Source organism: Caulobacter sp. Root655, from assembly GCF_001427665.1.
Lineage (GTDB): Bacteria > Pseudomonadota > Alphaproteobacteria > Caulobacterales > Caulobacteraceae > Caulobacter.
Window position 1 is genome coordinate 1 of sequence record NZ_LMHC01000005.1, and the last position, 13,618, is coordinate 13,618.

A 13,618-nucleotide genomic window follows, 5' to 3' on the forward strand; every position below is an offset into this window, starting at 1 on the left:
GCGCTCTCGCCACGGCATCGCACAGCCCTCCAACCTATCAGGCGAGAACTGTTACCCATCTATCCGGGCTGGTCTGTCACCTCTCTATCCGGGCTGAACACCCTCCCTCTCCCCTCCGGGAGAGGGTGAATTAAGCCGCCCCGAACGCCGCGCTCAAGCGGTCGAACTGGGCCTGCACCGGCCGGGGGGCCTCCTCGGTGGCCGCCTCGACGTACATCCGCTTGTCCAGGTGCCGAACCCGCTCGTACAGCCGCTCGGAGCGTTGCAGCAGGTTGACCAGGCCGAACGGCAGGTCCTCGATGGCGGCGGCCTCGCCGCCTTCGACGCCCAGGCGGTAGTTCTCGGCGCAGGCGGCCTCGGCGGCCATCTCGCCTTCCTTCACCGCGCGCTGCACCAGCAGCCACGAGGCCACCTGCATCAGCCGGGTGGTCAGGCGCATGCTTTCGCTGGCGTAGGCCAGGGCCGCGTTGCGCGAGAGGATCTTGCTGTCGTGACGGCCGGCCCCGTCCAGATAGGCGGCGGTCTCCTCGACCAGGGTCATGCCTTCATCGAAGGTGCGGTCGAAAAGTTCCGAACGGGCGAAGTCCTGGATCACTCCCGTGCGCCAGGGGGCCGTGGACGCGTTCAACTCGGTCATAACCACTCAATGCCCCTTCGAAAGGCCGCGAGACCGTCTCGCCAGACAGGGGGACTGCAACCCCCGTGCCAGACGCAAGCGTCCCGTTTCGCGACCGCCCCCTCAAGTCCGACCGAAGGGTCGAATGTCCGAGTCAGGCGGCCCGAGACTCCGCCTGTAGCGTAAACCGATCGTTAGTCCAGACGACCAAACAGCGCATTGGCCGCGTCGCGCCCGGCCTTCTTCTTCGACAGCTGGGCGCGGGTGCGGGCGACTTCCGCCTCCAGCGCCTCGATGCGCTCTTCCAGTTCGGCGACCCCGTAGGTGTCCAGGTCCTCGTGCGTGGCGGCGTTGAGCGCGTCACCCTTGAAGGCGCGCGGCTCGACCGGTTCTTCCAGCATCGGATCGGTCTCCCTTTGCTCGACCCCTTTTCGATCCGCCATCTGACGCCTACCAAGGGCCCGACGCAAGCCTCACGGGACGTTCCGCCATGCCTGAGACCATGACCGCCATCGCCATCGAAGGCGGCAAGGGCCCCGCCGAGGCCCTGTTTCCGGAGACCGTGGCGCGCCCCGAGCCGGGCCCCGGCCAGATCCTGATCCGGGTGCGGGCGGCCGGCGTCAACCGTCCCGACCTGTTGCAGCGCCTGGGCTACTACCCGCCGCCGCCCGGCGCGCCGACCACCCTGGGCCTGGAAGTTTCCGGCGAGGTGGTGGTCGGATCGGGGCGCTGGAAGGAAGGCGACAAGGTCTGCGCCCTGCTGGGCGGCGGCGGCTACGCCCAGTACGCCGTGGTCGACGCCCGCCACGCCCTGCCCGTTCCGGAAGGTTTCGACTTCACCCACGCCGCCGCCCTGCCCGAGACGGTGTTCACCGTCTTCGCCAATGTGTTCGAACATGGGGCGCTGAAGCTTGGCGAGACCCTTTTGATTCATGGTGGGACGTCCGGTATCGGGACAACGGCGATCGCCATGGCCAAGGCGGCCGGCGCGCGGGTGATCGCCACCGGGCGCGGCGCCGACAAGAAGGCCCAGGCCCTGGCCCTGGGCGCCGACATCGCCGTCGACGCCAAGACCGAGGACTTCGCGCAGATCGCCAAGGCGGCCGGCGGGGTCGACGTGGTGCTCGACATGGTCGGGGCCAGCTATTTCGACAAGAACCTCGACGCCCTGAAGGTCGGCGGCCGCATCGTCTATATCGCCGCCCTGGCCGGGCCGATCCTGGACGTGCCGATCATGACGCTGATGCAGAAGCGCGCCGTGCTGACCGGCTCGACCCTGCGCCCACGCTCGGCCGACGAGAAGGCCCGGCTGGCCGGCGAGATCGAGCGGATCGTCTGGCCCTGGATCGCGGCGGGCCGGCTCAAGCCGGTGATCGACGCCACCTTCCCGCTGGAAGAGGCCGCCAAAGCCCACGCGCACCTGGAGGCGGGCGAGCACGTGGGCAAGGTGGTGCTGGTGGCGTGACCGGGACATCCAGCATCGGCAAGCCCGCCCCCAAATCCCTGCCCGGTCCGCGAAACGGCGAGCCGGCGCCGTGGTTCGTCGCGCGCTCGACCTCCAACCCCAGGTTCAGCTTCCACACGACCGCCGGGCGCTACGTCGCGCTCTGCTTCGTCGGGTCCGCCGGGCATCCGCTGTCCCAGGCCGCCTTGGCGCGGGTTGGGGCGCGGCGGGCGCTGTTCGACGACCTGAAGGCCTCCTTCTTTGGCGTCAGCATCGATCCGGCCGACGAGGCCCTGAACCGGGTCAGCGAAAGCCTGCCCGGCCTGCGCTGGTTCTGGGACCACGACCTGGCGATCAGTCGGCTATATGGCGCGGCGCCGGAAACCCCGCCTGGGGACAGCGTGAACTACCGCCCCTTCTGGCTGGTGCTGGACCCCCAGCTGCGCTGCGTGTTCAACGCGCCGATCACCGCCACCGACGCGGTGCTCGACTTCATCGCCGCCGCGCCCGCTCCCGCCGGCCACGCCGGGGTCGACCTGCACGCCCCGGTGCTGATCTTGCCCAGGGTGTTCGAACCCGAGTTGTGTCGCCAGCTGATCGAGCTCCACCAGACCGAGGGCGGCCAGGTCTCGGGCTTCATGCGCGACATCGACGGCAAGACGCGGCTGATCCTCGATCCGACCCACAAGCAGCGCAGCGACCACGACTTGACCGACCCGGCCCTGCGCCAGGCCACAGCCGCTCGCATCAGTAGCCGGCTGGTTCCCGAGGTCGCCAAGGCCTTCCAGTTCACGGCCACGCGGATGGAGCGCTATCTGGTCGGTTGCTACGATGCCGCCGACGGCGGCCACTTCCGGCCCCACCGCGACAACACCACCGCCGGCACGGCCCACCGCCGGTTCGCGGTGACCATCAACCTCAACGCCGAGGACTACGAGGGCGGCGACCTGTCGTTCCCGGAATTCGGCCCCCGCCGCTATCGCGCCCCGACCGGCGGAGCCGTGGTGTTTTCCTGCTCGCTGCTGCACATGGTGGACCCGATCACCGCCGGTCGCCGCTACGCCTTCCTGCCGTTCCTCTACGACGAGGCGGCGGCCCGCGGACGCGAAGCGCGCAACGCCGAACTGGACGAGACCCTGACGCCCTACGCCTCGGGCGCGCCTGGATGAACGCGACGGGCCGTCGGGACCAAAGCCCGGCGCTTCCGTGCCGCATCGACTGTTCCGGCCGCACCCATGACGCCGGGAAGGAAGCGTTCTGTCCGGAGGCGGTGAAGCGAAGGTCTTGGCGATCTAGAACATTTCGATCCCCGTTCCCTTTCGCGCGGAACCGCATTATAGCTCCACGCTGAACACCCCGCCCGGCCGCAAGGTCGGGCGCCGTCATTTCTGGAGGACCGCATGTCCGACATCCTGATGCCCAAGGCGACGGCCGTCTGGCTCGTGGAAAACACGTCGCTGACCTTTGAACAGATCGCCGACTTCTGCGGTCTGCACCCGCTGGAAGTCAGCGGCATCGCCGACGGCGAGGTCGCGCGCGACATTCGCGGCGCCGATCCGATGGGCAATGGCCAGCTGACCCGCGAAGAACTGGACAAGGCCCAGGCCAACGACCAGTACCGCATGAAGGCCCAGGTCAGCCGCCACGCCGAGCTGCTGAAGCCGCAGAAGAAGGCCCCGCGCTACACCCCGGTGTCGCGCCGCCAGGACCGCCCGGACGCCATCGCCTGGTTCCTGCGCCACCACCCCGAGGTGACCGACGCGCAGATCTCCAAGCTGCTGGGCACCACCAAGTCGACCATCGAGCAGGTGCGCCACCGCACCCACTGGAACGCGGCCAACATCAAGCCGGTCGACCCCGTGACCCTGGGCCTGGTCGGCCAGCTGGAGCTGGACGCCCTGGTCAAGAAGGCCGCCGAGAAGAAGGCCAAGGACGACCTCAAGAAGGGCATCCTGCCCGAGGACCCGACCCTGCGCCCGGCCGCCGAGACCGGCGCCCTGCCCGACGACCACGACGAGGAAGAGGCCGCGATCCGCAAGGGCCGCATCGAGCCCAAGGCCGAGGACGTGTTCGGCAAGTCGACCTACGTGGCCGACGACGAGGACGACGAGGACTGATCACCGCCGCCGCGGTGCGTCCTTCGAGGCTCGGCTACGCCTCGCACCTCAGGATGAGGACGTCAGTACAAAGCTCCTCATCCTGAGGCGCCCGCCCATTCCTTTTGCTTAGAGGGGGCGGGCCTCGAAGGACGCAGGGCATTCTCGCTGACAGCAAAAAGCCCCATCCCGTTTCACGGGGTGGGCTTTTTCGTTGCGGCGCCCGCCGACGCCAAGCGTTGCCGTGGACGAAAAGCCATGCAACCTAAACGTCGACGAGGCCGCTCTCGACCGCGTCGGTCGCGCGCGCCGCCCGCGCGTCAGGAGGTTCCGATGGCCCGATCCCCGACGATCACGATCTTCAGCACCAACCCGCTCGGCATCCAGGTTTCCGTGAACAGGGGCCCGCAGTTTTCGGTGTCCGGCGCGTCCGCTCCAAACTGGAGCCCGGGAGCCTCGGTGTCCGGCGGTCCGACCTGGAGCAACGACCGCCCCGCCCCGAACGTTCTCGCGCCTGGCGCCAACTACCTGGTGGTCACTACGTCCGGCCGCGCCGAGCCGGCCGACCTGACCATGACGCTGCCGAGGAGCTTCCAATGGAATTCCATGCAGATCTACATCTTCCTCGACAACTACGGTAACGTGAGCTGGGTCGCCCTCAACGACGGCCAGTGCATCACCGGCGGACTTTCGTGGGGCGCGGACTGAAGAGATGTCCGCGACAGCGAAAGGCCCACCCCGCTCGCGCGAGGTGGGCCTTTCTGTTTTCGGCCTCCTCAGTTGGTCACCGCCCTTTCGAGGTCACGGTGACGCAGAGGCGGCTAGTGAAGTCGCGCCCTGAGGCCTTCGATCTCCTCCTTGAGCCTGAGCTTCTGCCGCTTCAGCTCCTTGAGCCGGGTCGTGTCGCTGACCGGTCGACTGGTCTCCTCCTGAATCGTGCGGTCGAGGTTCTCGTGACGGGACCCAAGCTCGCGGATACGGGATTCGATGGCCATGGCTGTCGGCTCCTTGCTGTTGGAAATCAAAGACAACACCCGCTGCGCCGCGCTGTCAGATCACATATGATTGCACTCAGCCGCGCTTGACGCGGTCCCGCTTGTTCCCGTGACGGACGAATATTCACCATGTCGGACTCCCAGGCCGCGCCGGACAAGCCCCGCTTAGTCGTTGGAATTTCAGGGGCTTCCGGGGTCGTCTATGGCCTGCGGGCCCTGGACGCCTGCCGCGAAATGGGGGTCGAGAGCCACCTGGTATTATCCAAGTCGGCGGCCCTGACCCTGGCGCAGGAAACCGGACTCGGCGTCGCCGAGGTCAATCTGAAGGCGGACATTGTGCATCGCGTGGGCGACGTGGGCGCCGCGATCGCGTCAGGGTCGTATCGGACGCTCGGCATGATCGTCGCGCCCTGCTCGGTGCGGACCATGAGCGAGGTCGCCACCGGCGTGACGTCGTCGCTGCTGACCCGCGCCGCCGACGTCACCCTGAAGGAGCGCCGGCCGCTGGTGCTGATGGTGCGCGAGACCCCGCTGCACCTGGGCCACCTGCGCACCCTGACCAAGCTGGCCGAGATGGGCGCGGTGATCGCCCCGCCGCTTCCGGCGTTCTACGCCAAGCCGGCGACCATCGCCGAGATGGTCGACCAGTCGGTGGGCCGAGCGCTCGACCTGTTCGGCCTGTCCTGGCGACCGGTCCGGCGCTGGGGCGAGGATCTGACCACAATCACCGGCGACGCTTGAAGGGTTGATGCGAATGCGACTTTGGCAATGGGCCCTGGAGGTCTATGCGCGCGCCCCGGTCGCGGCGGCGTGCCTGTCGCTGCAGGATGCGCACGGCCAGAACGTGCCCTACCTGCTGTGGGCCGCCTGGCGGGCCAGTGAAGGCCGCCCCGCCGATCCCACGGCCGCCGCCAGGCTGGTCAAGCGCTGGGACGCCGAGGTCGGCGCGCCCCTGCGCGGCGTGCGCCGGGCGATCAAGCCGCCATGGCCGGGCATCCTCGACGGGGCCCGCGAGGATTTCCGCGAAACGGTCAAGGCCGCCGAACTGGCTGGCGAGAAGGTGCTGATGGAAAGCCTGGAAGCCATCAGCGGCGAGCCGGGCCCGGCGCTGGACGTGTTCGACACCCTGCGGGAGGCCGCCCGGGCGTCCGGCGACCCGCCGCGCGAAACCGCCCTGCGCGCCCTGGCCGACGCCCTGGGCGGCGCCCTGGGCGGCGCGGCCTCATGACGGCCTTTACCGGCTGTCAGGCTTTGCTATCTATCACCGCCCTGAAGCCCGGCCCCTCTGCCCCGCAACCGAAGGAGCGTTCATGAACGACGACGACGCTTCCGACGACAGCGACATCGCCCTGGAGCGACGCCTCGCCACCCTGCGCGAGGAACACCAGGACCTGAACGACGCGGTCACCGCCCTGGAAGAACGCCCGCAGCCCGACATGCTGCGGATCGCCCGCCTCAAGCGCCGCAAGCTGGCCCTGAAGGACGAGATCGTGCGGCTGGAAGACCAGCTGATGCCGGACATCATCGCCTAGGGACGACCTGCTGGTTGGATCAATCCATCCGAGCTCAAAAATACCGTCATCCCCCGACTTGTTCGGGGGACCCAAGCCGAGGCGGCCGATCCCGCTTGGGTCCCCCGCATAAAGCGGGGGATGACGAGGTGGAAAGTGAAGAGTCCGCTCAGCCGCCTTCCACCGCCACAGTCGCCTCGTGCCCCACCGGGAAGTTCAGCGAGTTGGCGACGAAGCACTTGGCGTTGGCCTCGTGGTGCAGCGCCATCGCCTTGGCCGGGTCGGAGCCCGCCGCGATGGTCACCCGAGGCCGCAGCGTGGCGCTCTCGAAGCGGCCGCCGCCGGTCTCGTCCTCGACCATCACCGCCACGGCTTCGTCACGATAGGCGGTGACCACCACCCCGTTCACGGCGCACAGGTGCAGGTACCACAGTTGGTGGCAGGCGCTGATCGAGGCCAGCAGCAGTTCCTCGGGGTTCCAGCGGGCCGGGTCGCCCCGGAAGCTGGGGTCGGACGAGCCCAGGATCACCGGCTTGCCCGGCGCGGCGACCTCGTGGGCCCGCTCATAGCCGCGATAGCCGGCCGTGCCCGCGCCGGTGTTTCCCGTCCAGGTCAGGGTCGTGGCGTAGCGGTGCGACTTGGACATGGGCGAGCCTTCCAGCGTGAGCGGGTGCGTTGGGGACACACACTCATGGCACGGCTCATGACGATCGGCCAAGGCGGCGGGGTGAGTGTGTGTCCCCGTCCGATCCGCCGCGCCTAAGCCTCTTTGCGCACCCGCTTCTTCAGGAACATCGCCGCGTCGGCCTCGGCCAGGGCGGCTTCCGGGTCGGCGCCCGGCTCGATCTCGCGCACGCCGTAGGAGACCTTCAGCGGCACCGACCATTCACCGACCTGCACCGGCATGTCGCGCACGGCGGCGGCCAGGGTCTCGGCCTTGGAGGCGGCGGTCGCCTGGTCGGCCTGGACCAGCAGCACCGCGAACTCGTCGCCGCCGATCCGGCCCACCACGTCGCTCTCGCGGACATGGGCCAGCAGGCGCTGGGCCACGGCCTTCAGGGCCTCGTCGCCGGCGGCGTGGCCGAAGCGGTCGTTGACGGCCTTGAAGCCGTCGAGGTCGAAGAACACCAGGCTGGCGGGCGAGCCGTAGCGCTGGGCGAAGGCGGCGACCCGCTTGATCTCGCGCAGGAAGGCCCGGCGGTTCAGCACCGGGGCCAGCACGTCCATGTCGGCTAACCCTTGCGCCTCGTTGAGCTTGAACTTCAGCCGCCCGACCTCGGTCCGCAGGTCGTCGATCTCGACCATCAGGGTCTTGAGCGCGCCCTGCACCTGCGGGGTCAGGTCGTCTTCCGACAGCCCCAGGAACCCGGCCTTGTCGGCGGCGACCACGGCGCGGGCCACCGCCGGGCCCGCGGCCTCGGTCAGCGCCCGGCGACGGATCGCCGAGAAGGATTCGGTACGGGCGCTCGTGATCTTCATGGCGGGGCGGGGAATCACTTGTTGCACAGCTTGGCGCAAATCTGCGTTCTTCCATTAACCATGGCAATGCCGGGGCAACGTGTCCCAGCGTCGCACTGACGCACCGGTCTCCCTCGGCCCATACGCAGCCTTGGCGAGAACGGGCTTTGGGGCGGGGGACGCAGCGGCTATAAGCCGCCCGATTCAAGGGCCTACGGGCTCGCCGCGGCCTCCAAGGCCGTTCAGGGAAATCGTCGCCGATGCCCACGACCACGCCACCCGTCGCTATCATCATGGGCAGCCGCTCGGACTGGCCGACGATGAAGAAGGCGGCCGACGCGCTCGACGCCCTGGGCGTGGCCTACGACGCCAAGGTGGTTTCCGCCCATCGCACGCCTGCGCGCCTGGTGGCGTTTTCCACCGGGGCGCAGGACGCCGGCTACAAGGTGATCATCGCCGGGGCCGGCGGCGCGGCGCATTTGCCGGGCATGGTGGCCTCGATGACCATCCTGCCGGTGCTGGGCGTGCCGGTGCAGTCCAAGGCCCTGAACGGCCTGGATTCCCTGCTCTCCATCGTCCAGATGCCAGGCGGCGTGCCGGTGGCCACCCTGGCGATCGGCGAGGCGGGCGCCAGGAACGCCGGCCTGCTGGCGGCGCAGATCCTGGCCCTGTCGGATGCGGCCCTGGGCCAGCGCCTGCAGGCGTTTCGCGACGCCCAGACCGAAGACGTCGTCGAAAGCGTGGAAGACCAATGAGCGCCCCCCTCCAACCCGGCTCGACCCTCGGCATCCTCGGCGGCGGCCAGTTGGGCCGCATGCTGGCCCTGGCCGGCGCCCGCCTGGGCTTCGACGTGGTGATCCTGGACCCCGAGGAGAACAGCCCGGCCGGCCGCGTCGCCGCCCGCCAGATCGTCGCCCCCTATGACGACCGCTGGGCGCTGAAACGCCTGGCCGAGGCCTGCGACGTGGTCACCTACGAGTTCGAGAACGTCCCGGCCGACACCGTCGCCGAGCTGACCGCCCTGGGCGTGCTGGTCGCGCCGGGCTCCAAGGCCCTGGCCGCCGCCCAGGACCGGGCGGTGGAAAAGACCTTCCTGGCCGAGATCGGCGTGCCCACCGTGGCCTTCGCCGCCATCGAGACCGCCGACGACCTGGCCGCCGCCGTGGCCAGGATCGGCGCCCCGTCGCTGCTGAAGACCCGCCGCGAGGGCTATGACGGCAAGGGCCAGGCCTGGGTGCAACGCCCCAGCGACGCCGCCGCCGCCTTCGACAAGATCGGCCGCAAGCCGGCCATCCTCGAGGCTCCCGCCGACTTCGTGCGCGAGCTGTCGGTGATCGCCGCCCGCGGCCGCGACGGCGAGATCGCCTGCTACCCGCTGGCCGACAACCACCACGAGGGCGGCGTCCTGCGCCGCACCGTGGCCCCGGCCAAGGTGTCGGAGGCGACCCGCGACCAGGCCGAGACCATCGTCATCCGGATCCTGTCGGCCCTGGACTATGTCGGCGTCATCGGCGTGGAGCTGTTCGAGCTGGCCGACGGCAAACTGCTGGTCAACGAGTTCGCTCCCCGGGTGCACAACACCGGCCACTGGACTCAGGACGGCTGCGAGGTCGACCAGTTCGAGCAGCACATCCGCGCCGTCGCCGGCTGGCCCCTGGGCCCCACCGCCGCCCGCGCCCATGTCGAGATGACCAACCTGCTGGGCCCCGAGATCGAGGCCTGGGCCAAGCTGGCCGCCGAACCCGAGACCCGCCTCCACCTCTACGGCAAGGGCGAGGCCCGGCCGGGACGCAAGATGGGGCATGTGAACAGGTTGCGAGGGCTGAAGGATTAGGGGCGGCGGCCTCTACGCACTGCTCCCCCTCCCCAAACCTTCACGCCACAGCGATGATCTCCAGCTCCACCAGCCAATCCTCCGCCAGGGTCTGGACGATGATCGCCGTCGTCGGGATGCGCCGCTCGCCCAGGGCCTTCACCCGCGCCGCGCCGTTGGCCTCGACATAGGCGACGTCGCGCAGGTAGCTGGTCAGGCGCACGATGTTGTCGAAGGTCATGTCGGCGCTGGCCAGGATGGTCGCCAGGTTGCCCCACACCAGCTCCAGTTGCCGCTCCAGCGTCGCGCCCGCCACGCCTCCCGCGTCCAGCCCCATGGTGCCGGCCACGAACAGCATCCGCCCGGGGTTTCGCACCTCCATCGCGTGGACGTAGTCGGGCGTGGCGGCGTAGATTCCGGTGGTCGGATTGTGCGTCACGGTCTTCATGCGTTGCCTCCCGGGCTTTCCCTGTCCAAGCTTAGCGGAGAGCAGGAGTTTCGCGCATGGCCGAACAGGCGACCATCGGACTGATCGGCGGCATGAGCTGGGAAAGTTCGGCCCAGTACTACCGGCTGATCAACGAAGGCGTCCGCGACCAGGTCGGCGGCGTGGCCTCGGCCCGCACCCTGATGTGGTCGTTCGACTTCGCCCGGATCGAGGCCCTGCAGCACGCCGGCGACTGGGACGCCCTGGCCGGCGAGATGGCGGAGGCCGCCAAGGCCCTGGAGCGCGGTGGAGCCGATTTCCTGGTGCTGTGCACCAACACCATGCACCGCTGCGCCCAGGCCATCGAGAACGCCGTGGCGGTCCCCCTGCTGCACATCGCCGACCCGACCGCCGGGGCGATCCAGGCGGCGGGGCTTTCCAGGGTCGGCCTGCTGGGCACGGCCTTCACCATGGAGCAGGACTTCTATCGCGGACGGCTGGAAGAGCGGTTCGGGCTGGAGGTGCTGATCCCGGAGCCGCAGGACCGCGCGGCGGTGCACGGGATCATCTATCGCGAACTGGTGACCGGCCAGGTGCTGGACGCCTCCCGCGACGTCTATCGGGCGGTGATCCAGCGGCTGGTGGCGCGCGGGGCCCAGGGGGTGATCCTGGGCTGCACGGAGATCATGCTGCTGATCGGCCAGGAAGACAGCCCCGTGCCGATCTTCGACACGACGACGCTGCATGCCATGGCGGCGGTCGAGCGGGCGTTGGGGTTGAGGATTTAAAGCCTCCCCCTGTGGGGGAGGCGATCGCGAAGCGATCGGTGGGGGGAGTTTTAGAGTCGAAGATCGTAGATCCGGCGATCTGCCGATCACTCCCCCCTCCGTCGGCTGCGCCGACACCTCCCCCACAGGGGGAGGCCTGAAAACCTACGACCGCCCGTACCGCATCCGCGCCAGCGCCCCGGCCACCTCGGCCATCAGGTTCATCGGCTTGATCCCCGCCTTCCACTTCTCGAAGGTCATGACGTTGTCGATCCGCCCATCAAGATGCCGCAGCGCCGACTCGCGGCCGGACGCCATGTCGACCGCCAGGGTCGAGACCAGGATCCCCGACAGGATCGCCCGCTTGGAATAGTGATTCTCGTCGGTCGCCGTATCGCCCGCCCAGCGCCACAGGACGTCCGCGCTCTCCCAGACCAGGGTCAGGGCCAGCGGCATATGGGTCGGAAAGGTCAGGAAGGCGGCCAGCTTGCGCAGGGCCTCGGCGTCGCCCGCGGCGGCGTCCAGGCGGGCGACAACGCCCCGGCGAATCTTGTCGCGGATCTTCAAGGACGCCGGGTCCAGGGCGCCCAAGGAGGCCAGGGCGACCCTGTCGTGACGGCGCGACAGCAGGGCCGCCAGGTCGCGCGGCCCTTGCGGCAACAGGAGTTGCGCCTCGCCGGCATTGAGGCCGGCGGCCACGGCGGCGGCCCGAGCCATGCCGGCGTTCCAGCCCAGGCGCGGGGCCAGGCGCAGGGCCTCGTCCAGCACGCGTTGCTCGGTCGTCTCTGCCCAGTCAGCGGTATCGGTCATGAATCCGAGTCTATACGGGAGTTTAGGTCGCGTCGCGATGGACAGAGGCCGATCGCTCTGCTATCAGCCGCCCCTCGTTTCCCGGAAGCCCCCCTTCCGGGTTTATCAGGTTTTGTTCGCCCGCCCGGCCCCTGAGAGGGACTCGGGACATTGGTCGGGCCGTCGAATGGAGAGAGACCCCTGGTCCAGATTTTCGTCCGCGACAACAACGTCGATCAGGCCCTCAAGGCTCTGAAGAAGAAGATGCAACGCGAAGGCTCGTTCCGCGAAATGAAGCGGCACGTGCACTATGAGAAGCCGTCGGAAAAGCGCGCCCGTCAAAAGGCCGAAGCTGTCCGTCGCGCCCGCAAGCTGGCGCGCAAGCGCGCCCAGCGCGAAGGCCTGATCCCGATGCCGAAGAAGCCGGTCGGCGCTCGGTAGGGATCTGTTCGCGGGCCAAGGCCCACGGACCTGAAATGCTGAAACCCGCGTGGGGCGACCCACGCGGGTTTTGCTTTGCGCCAACCCTCCCCCTCTGGGGGAGGCGATCGCGTCGCGATCGGTGGGGGGAGTTTTGGGGTCGTGGGTCCGAGTTGCGGCGGTCTGCCGATCACGCCCCCCTCCGTCGGCTACGCCGACACCTCCCCCACAAGGGGAGGAATTTAAGCGCCCTTCCCCGCCCCCGCCACGAACGCCACCGCCTTGACGATATGCCCGGCGAACCCCTCGCCCAGCAGCCGTGTGTGCGACGCCCCTTCCACGTGATCCACATAGCCGTGCTTCGACGCCGTGGCCGGCGCGGATTGGATGGCTTTCCAGGCTTCGCGGCCCTTCAACGGCCCGGCGGTGACCACCGCCACGGGCCAGGCGGGGTCGTAGGCCGGCACGGCGGCGGCCTGGGCGGCCGCCTCGGGCCACAGGACCACCTCCTGGGCGGCCGTGCGGTTGTGGCGGCCATTGGCGAAGGCCCAGCGCTTCTCGGCCTTGGCGGCCGGCGGCAGGCCGATCTTGTCGCCCATCGGCGTATGGGCCAGCGGCTTGAACAGGCCGATCGAGGCTCCGCGCGCCGCCCATTTCGAAGCGGTGGCGAAGGCTTCGATGAAGCGGGCCATGGCCGAGTTCGAGGCTTCCGGCGTGGCGGCGTCGACCAGCACCAGGCCGGCCACCTGGCCCGGATTGCGTCCGGCGTATTCCCGCAGGCGCAGGCCGGCCATCGAGTGTCCGACCAGGATGAAGGGGCCCTTCTCGCCCGAGGCCGCGACCAGCTTCTCGAAGTCGCCGACCACCGCCAGGCCGTCGCGCGGCGCGGGCCCTGGCGGCGAAAAGCCCATGCCGGCCCGGTCATAGGCACAGGAGCGCCAGCCGGCGGCGGTCAGGGCCTGCTGCGTCGCGCCCCAGTCGGCGGCGAAGCCGAAGGCCCCGGCCTCCAGCCAGACCACTGGCCGGTCGCCGGCGGGGCCTTCGCAGACCAGGCGCAGCGTCCGCCCCTCGCCGATGTCGACCATCGTCCCGCGCGGAACGGGATGGCTAGCCGCCGACATCACGCCGCCCACGGCGACGAACGAGACGAAGAAGAGAGCGAATCCGGCAACGGCGCGTCCGACGAACTTGAGCATGGCCCCAGTCTAGCCGAGCCTTCGTGTCCGTCGAGTGACGCGCCTGTAATGCGGGCGCGGGAAACGCCGCGCGCTTACTTCCCGTT

19 protein-coding genes are annotated in these 13,618 nt (G+C 69.3%); 11 read left to right on the plus strand and 8 right to left on the minus strand.

What is annotated here, in order from left to right:
• Positions 1 to 130 precede the first annotated feature (130 nt).
• A complete protein-coding gene (locus ASD79_RS06890) occupies positions 131 to 637 on the minus strand; it encodes a DUF1465 family protein (RefSeq protein WP_056720307.1) in 507 nt (168 codons plus the stop codon).
• A gap of 173 nt (positions 638 to 810) precedes the next feature.
• Positions 811 to 1,017 (minus strand): DUF1192 domain-containing protein, encoded by a 207-nt coding sequence (locus tag ASD79_RS06895; RefSeq protein ID WP_056720308.1) that lies wholly within the window; start codon positions 1,015 to 1,017, stop codon positions 811 to 813.
• Between the two features lie 89 nt (positions 1,018 to 1,106).
• On the opposite strand from ASD79_RS06895, the gene ASD79_RS06900 reads away from it, so the two are divergent.
• The 4 genes from ASD79_RS06900 to ASD79_RS06915 all read left to right on the plus strand — a co-directional run bounded on the left by ASD79_RS06900 (position 1,107) and on the right by ASD79_RS06915 (position 4,864).
• Positions 1,107 to 2,081, plus strand: a complete 975-nt coding sequence (locus ASD79_RS06900; RefSeq protein WP_056720309.1) for an NAD(P)H-quinone oxidoreductase — start codon at positions 1,107 to 1,109, stop codon at positions 2,079 to 2,081.
• A complete protein-coding gene (locus tag ASD79_RS06905) occupies positions 2,078 to 3,229 on the plus strand; it encodes a 2OG-Fe(II) oxygenase (RefSeq protein WP_082584832.1) in 1,152 nt (383 codons plus the stop codon). Before ASD79_RS06900 ends, ASD79_RS06905 begins: the two co-directional genes overlap by 4 nt.
• Positions 3,230 to 3,460: 231 nt before the next feature.
• Positions 3,461 to 4,177: a DUF1013 domain-containing protein gene (locus tag ASD79_RS06910; RefSeq protein WP_056720310.1), complete on the plus strand. Its 717-nt coding sequence runs from the start codon at positions 3,461 to 3,463 to the stop codon at positions 4,175 to 4,177.
• A 312-nt stretch (positions 4,178 to 4,489) separates the two neighbouring features.
• Complete coding sequence (locus ASD79_RS06915) at positions 4,490 to 4,864, plus strand: hypothetical protein (protein ID WP_056720311.1); 375 nt, start codon at positions 4,490 to 4,492, stop codon at positions 4,862 to 4,864.
• A 113-nt stretch (positions 4,865 to 4,977) separates the two neighbouring features.
• Here ASD79_RS06915 and ASD79_RS06920 read toward each other — a convergent pair whose 3' ends face one another.
• A complete protein-coding gene (locus ASD79_RS06920) occupies positions 4,978 to 5,151 on the minus strand; it encodes a YdcH family protein (protein ID WP_007674998.1) in 174 nt (57 codons plus the stop codon).
• A 129-nt stretch (positions 5,152 to 5,280) separates the two neighbouring features.
• On the opposite strand from ASD79_RS06920, the gene ASD79_RS06925 reads away from it, so the two are divergent.
• From ASD79_RS06925 to ASD79_RS06935, 3 genes are all read left to right on the plus strand, one after another.
• Complete coding sequence (locus tag ASD79_RS06925; RefSeq protein WP_056720312.1) at positions 5,281 to 5,892, plus strand: UbiX family flavin prenyltransferase; 612 nt, start codon at positions 5,281 to 5,283, stop codon at positions 5,890 to 5,892.
• 13 nt (positions 5,893 to 5,905) lie between these two features.
• Positions 5,906 to 6,379: a TIGR02444 family protein gene (locus ASD79_RS06930; RefSeq protein WP_056720313.1), complete on the plus strand. Its 474-nt coding sequence runs from the start codon at positions 5,906 to 5,908 to the stop codon at positions 6,377 to 6,379.
• 82 nt (positions 6,380 to 6,461) lie between these two features.
• A complete protein-coding gene (locus ASD79_RS06935; RefSeq protein ID WP_056720314.1) occupies positions 6,462 to 6,683 on the plus strand; it encodes a YdcH family protein in 222 nt (73 codons plus the stop codon).
• A gap of 148 nt (positions 6,684 to 6,831) precedes the next feature.
• Here the strand turns inward: ASD79_RS06935 and ASD79_RS06940 are convergent, their stop codons facing one another.
• Positions 6,832 to 7,308 (minus strand): OsmC family protein, encoded by a 477-nt coding sequence (locus ASD79_RS06940; protein WP_056720315.1) that lies wholly within the window; start codon positions 7,306 to 7,308, stop codon positions 6,832 to 6,834.
• Positions 7,309 to 7,421: 113 nt separating this feature from the next.
• Positions 7,422 to 8,141, minus strand: coding sequence for a GGDEF domain-containing protein (locus tag ASD79_RS06945; RefSeq protein WP_056720316.1), 720 nt, complete (start codon positions 8,139 to 8,141; stop codon positions 7,422 to 7,424).
• A gap of 239 nt (positions 8,142 to 8,380) precedes the next feature.
• On the opposite strand from ASD79_RS06945, the gene purE reads away from it, so the two are divergent.
• Together purE and ASD79_RS06955 are read left to right on the plus strand one after the other, a co-directional pair.
• The gene (purE, locus tag ASD79_RS06950) at positions 8,381 to 8,875 is read left to right on the plus strand and encodes a 5-(carboxyamino)imidazole ribonucleotide mutase (RefSeq protein WP_056720317.1); all 495 of its coding nucleotides are present in this window, start codon (positions 8,381 to 8,383) and stop codon (positions 8,873 to 8,875) included.
• On the plus strand, positions 8,872 to 9,954 hold the full coding sequence (locus ASD79_RS06955) for a 5-(carboxyamino)imidazole ribonucleotide synthase (RefSeq protein WP_056720318.1): 1,083 nt from the start codon (positions 8,872 to 8,874) through the stop codon (positions 9,952 to 9,954). Before purE ends, ASD79_RS06955 begins: the two co-directional genes overlap by 4 nt.
• 40 nt (positions 9,955 to 9,994) lie before the next feature.
• Here ASD79_RS06955 and ASD79_RS06960 read toward each other — a convergent pair whose 3' ends face one another.
• Positions 9,995 to 10,381: a RidA family protein gene (locus ASD79_RS06960; RefSeq protein WP_056720319.1), complete on the minus strand. Its 387-nt coding sequence runs from the start codon at positions 10,379 to 10,381 to the stop codon at positions 9,995 to 9,997.
• Positions 10,382 to 10,437: 56 nt separating this feature from the next.
• Here ASD79_RS06960 and ASD79_RS06965 point away from each other — a divergent pair, with 56 nt between their 5' ends.
• Positions 10,438 to 11,148 carry an aspartate/glutamate racemase family protein gene (locus ASD79_RS06965; RefSeq protein ID WP_056720320.1) on the plus strand — a complete coding sequence of 237 codons (711 nt, stop codon included), beginning with the start codon at positions 10,438 to 10,440 and terminating at the stop codon, positions 11,146 to 11,148.
• Positions 11,149 to 11,292: 144 nt separating this feature from the next.
• Here ASD79_RS06965 and ASD79_RS06970 read toward each other — a convergent pair whose 3' ends face one another.
• Positions 11,293 to 11,937: a COQ9 family protein gene (locus ASD79_RS06970; protein WP_056720321.1), complete on the minus strand. Its 645-nt coding sequence runs from the start codon at positions 11,935 to 11,937 to the stop codon at positions 11,293 to 11,295.
• A gap of 180 nt (positions 11,938 to 12,117) precedes the next feature.
• Here ASD79_RS06970 and rpsU point away from each other — a divergent pair, with 180 nt between their 5' ends.
• On the plus strand, positions 12,118 to 12,357 hold the full coding sequence (gene rpsU / locus ASD79_RS06975; protein WP_085953736.1) for a 30S ribosomal protein S21: 240 nt from the start codon (positions 12,118 to 12,120) through the stop codon (positions 12,355 to 12,357).
• Positions 12,358 to 12,578: 221 nt separating this feature from the next.
• On the opposite strand, the gene ASD79_RS06980 is transcribed toward rpsU, so the two are convergent.
• Positions 12,579 to 13,532, minus strand: a complete 954-nt coding sequence (locus tag ASD79_RS06980; RefSeq protein ID WP_056720322.1) for an alpha/beta fold hydrolase — start codon at positions 13,530 to 13,532, stop codon at positions 12,579 to 12,581.
• Positions 13,533 to 13,618 lie beyond the last annotated feature (86 nt).

What these genes read in the sequence shown, in the direction of transcription:
- ASD79_RS06920 (WP_007674998.1), bottom strand. Translation starts at nt 5,151, where the DNA reads ATGGCCATCGAATCCCGTATCCGCGAGCTTGGGTCCCGTCACGAGAAC.
- ASD79_RS06935 (WP_056720314.1), top strand. Translation starts at nt 6,462, where the DNA reads ATGAACGACGACGACGCTTCCGACGACAGCGACATCGCCCTGGAGCGA.
- ASD79_RS06930 (WP_056720313.1), top strand. Translation starts at nt 5,906, where the DNA reads ATGCGACTTTGGCAATGGGCCCTGGAGGTCTATGCGCGCGCCCCGGTC.
- ASD79_RS06945 (WP_056720316.1), bottom strand. Translation starts at nt 8,141, where the DNA reads ATGAAGATCACGAGCGCCCGTACCGAATCCTTCTCGGCGATCCGTCGC.
- ASD79_RS06900 (WP_056720309.1), top strand. Translation starts at nt 1,107, where the DNA reads ATGCCTGAGACCATGACCGCCATCGCCATCGAAGGCGGCAAGGGCCCC.
- ASD79_RS06940 (WP_056720315.1), bottom strand. Translation starts at nt 7,308, where the DNA reads ATGTCCAAGTCGCACCGCTACGCCACGACCCTGACCTGGACGGGAAAC.
- purE (WP_056720317.1), top strand. Translation starts at nt 8,381, where the DNA reads ATGCCCACGACCACGCCACCCGTCGCTATCATCATGGGCAGCCGCTCG.
- ASD79_RS06925 (WP_056720312.1), top strand. Translation starts at nt 5,281, where the DNA reads ATGTCGGACTCCCAGGCCGCGCCGGACAAGCCCCGCTTAGTCGTTGGA.
- ASD79_RS06965 (WP_056720320.1), top strand. Translation starts at nt 10,438, where the DNA reads ATGGCCGAACAGGCGACCATCGGACTGATCGGCGGCATGAGCTGGGAA.
- ASD79_RS06890 (WP_056720307.1), bottom strand. Translation starts at nt 637, where the DNA reads ATGACCGAGTTGAACGCGTCCACGGCCCCCTGGCGCACGGGAGTGATC.
- ASD79_RS06915 (WP_056720311.1), top strand. Translation starts at nt 4,490, where the DNA reads ATGGCCCGATCCCCGACGATCACGATCTTCAGCACCAACCCGCTCGGC.
- ASD79_RS06960 (WP_056720319.1), bottom strand. Translation starts at nt 10,381, where the DNA reads ATGAAGACCGTGACGCACAATCCGACCACCGGAATCTACGCCGCCACG.
- ASD79_RS06955 (WP_056720318.1), top strand. Translation starts at nt 8,872, where the DNA reads ATGAGCGCCCCCCTCCAACCCGGCTCGACCCTCGGCATCCTCGGCGGC.
- ASD79_RS06980 (WP_056720322.1), bottom strand. Translation starts at nt 13,532, where the DNA reads ATGCTCAAGTTCGTCGGACGCGCCGTTGCCGGATTCGCTCTCTTCTTC.
- ASD79_RS06970 (WP_056720321.1), bottom strand. Translation starts at nt 11,937, where the DNA reads ATGACCGATACCGCTGACTGGGCAGAGACGACCGAGCAACGCGTGCTG.
- ASD79_RS06895 (WP_056720308.1), bottom strand. Translation starts at nt 1,017, where the DNA reads ATGCTGGAAGAACCGGTCGAGCCGCGCGCCTTCAAGGGTGACGCGCTC.
- ASD79_RS06910 (WP_056720310.1), top strand. Translation starts at nt 3,461, where the DNA reads ATGTCCGACATCCTGATGCCCAAGGCGACGGCCGTCTGGCTCGTGGAA.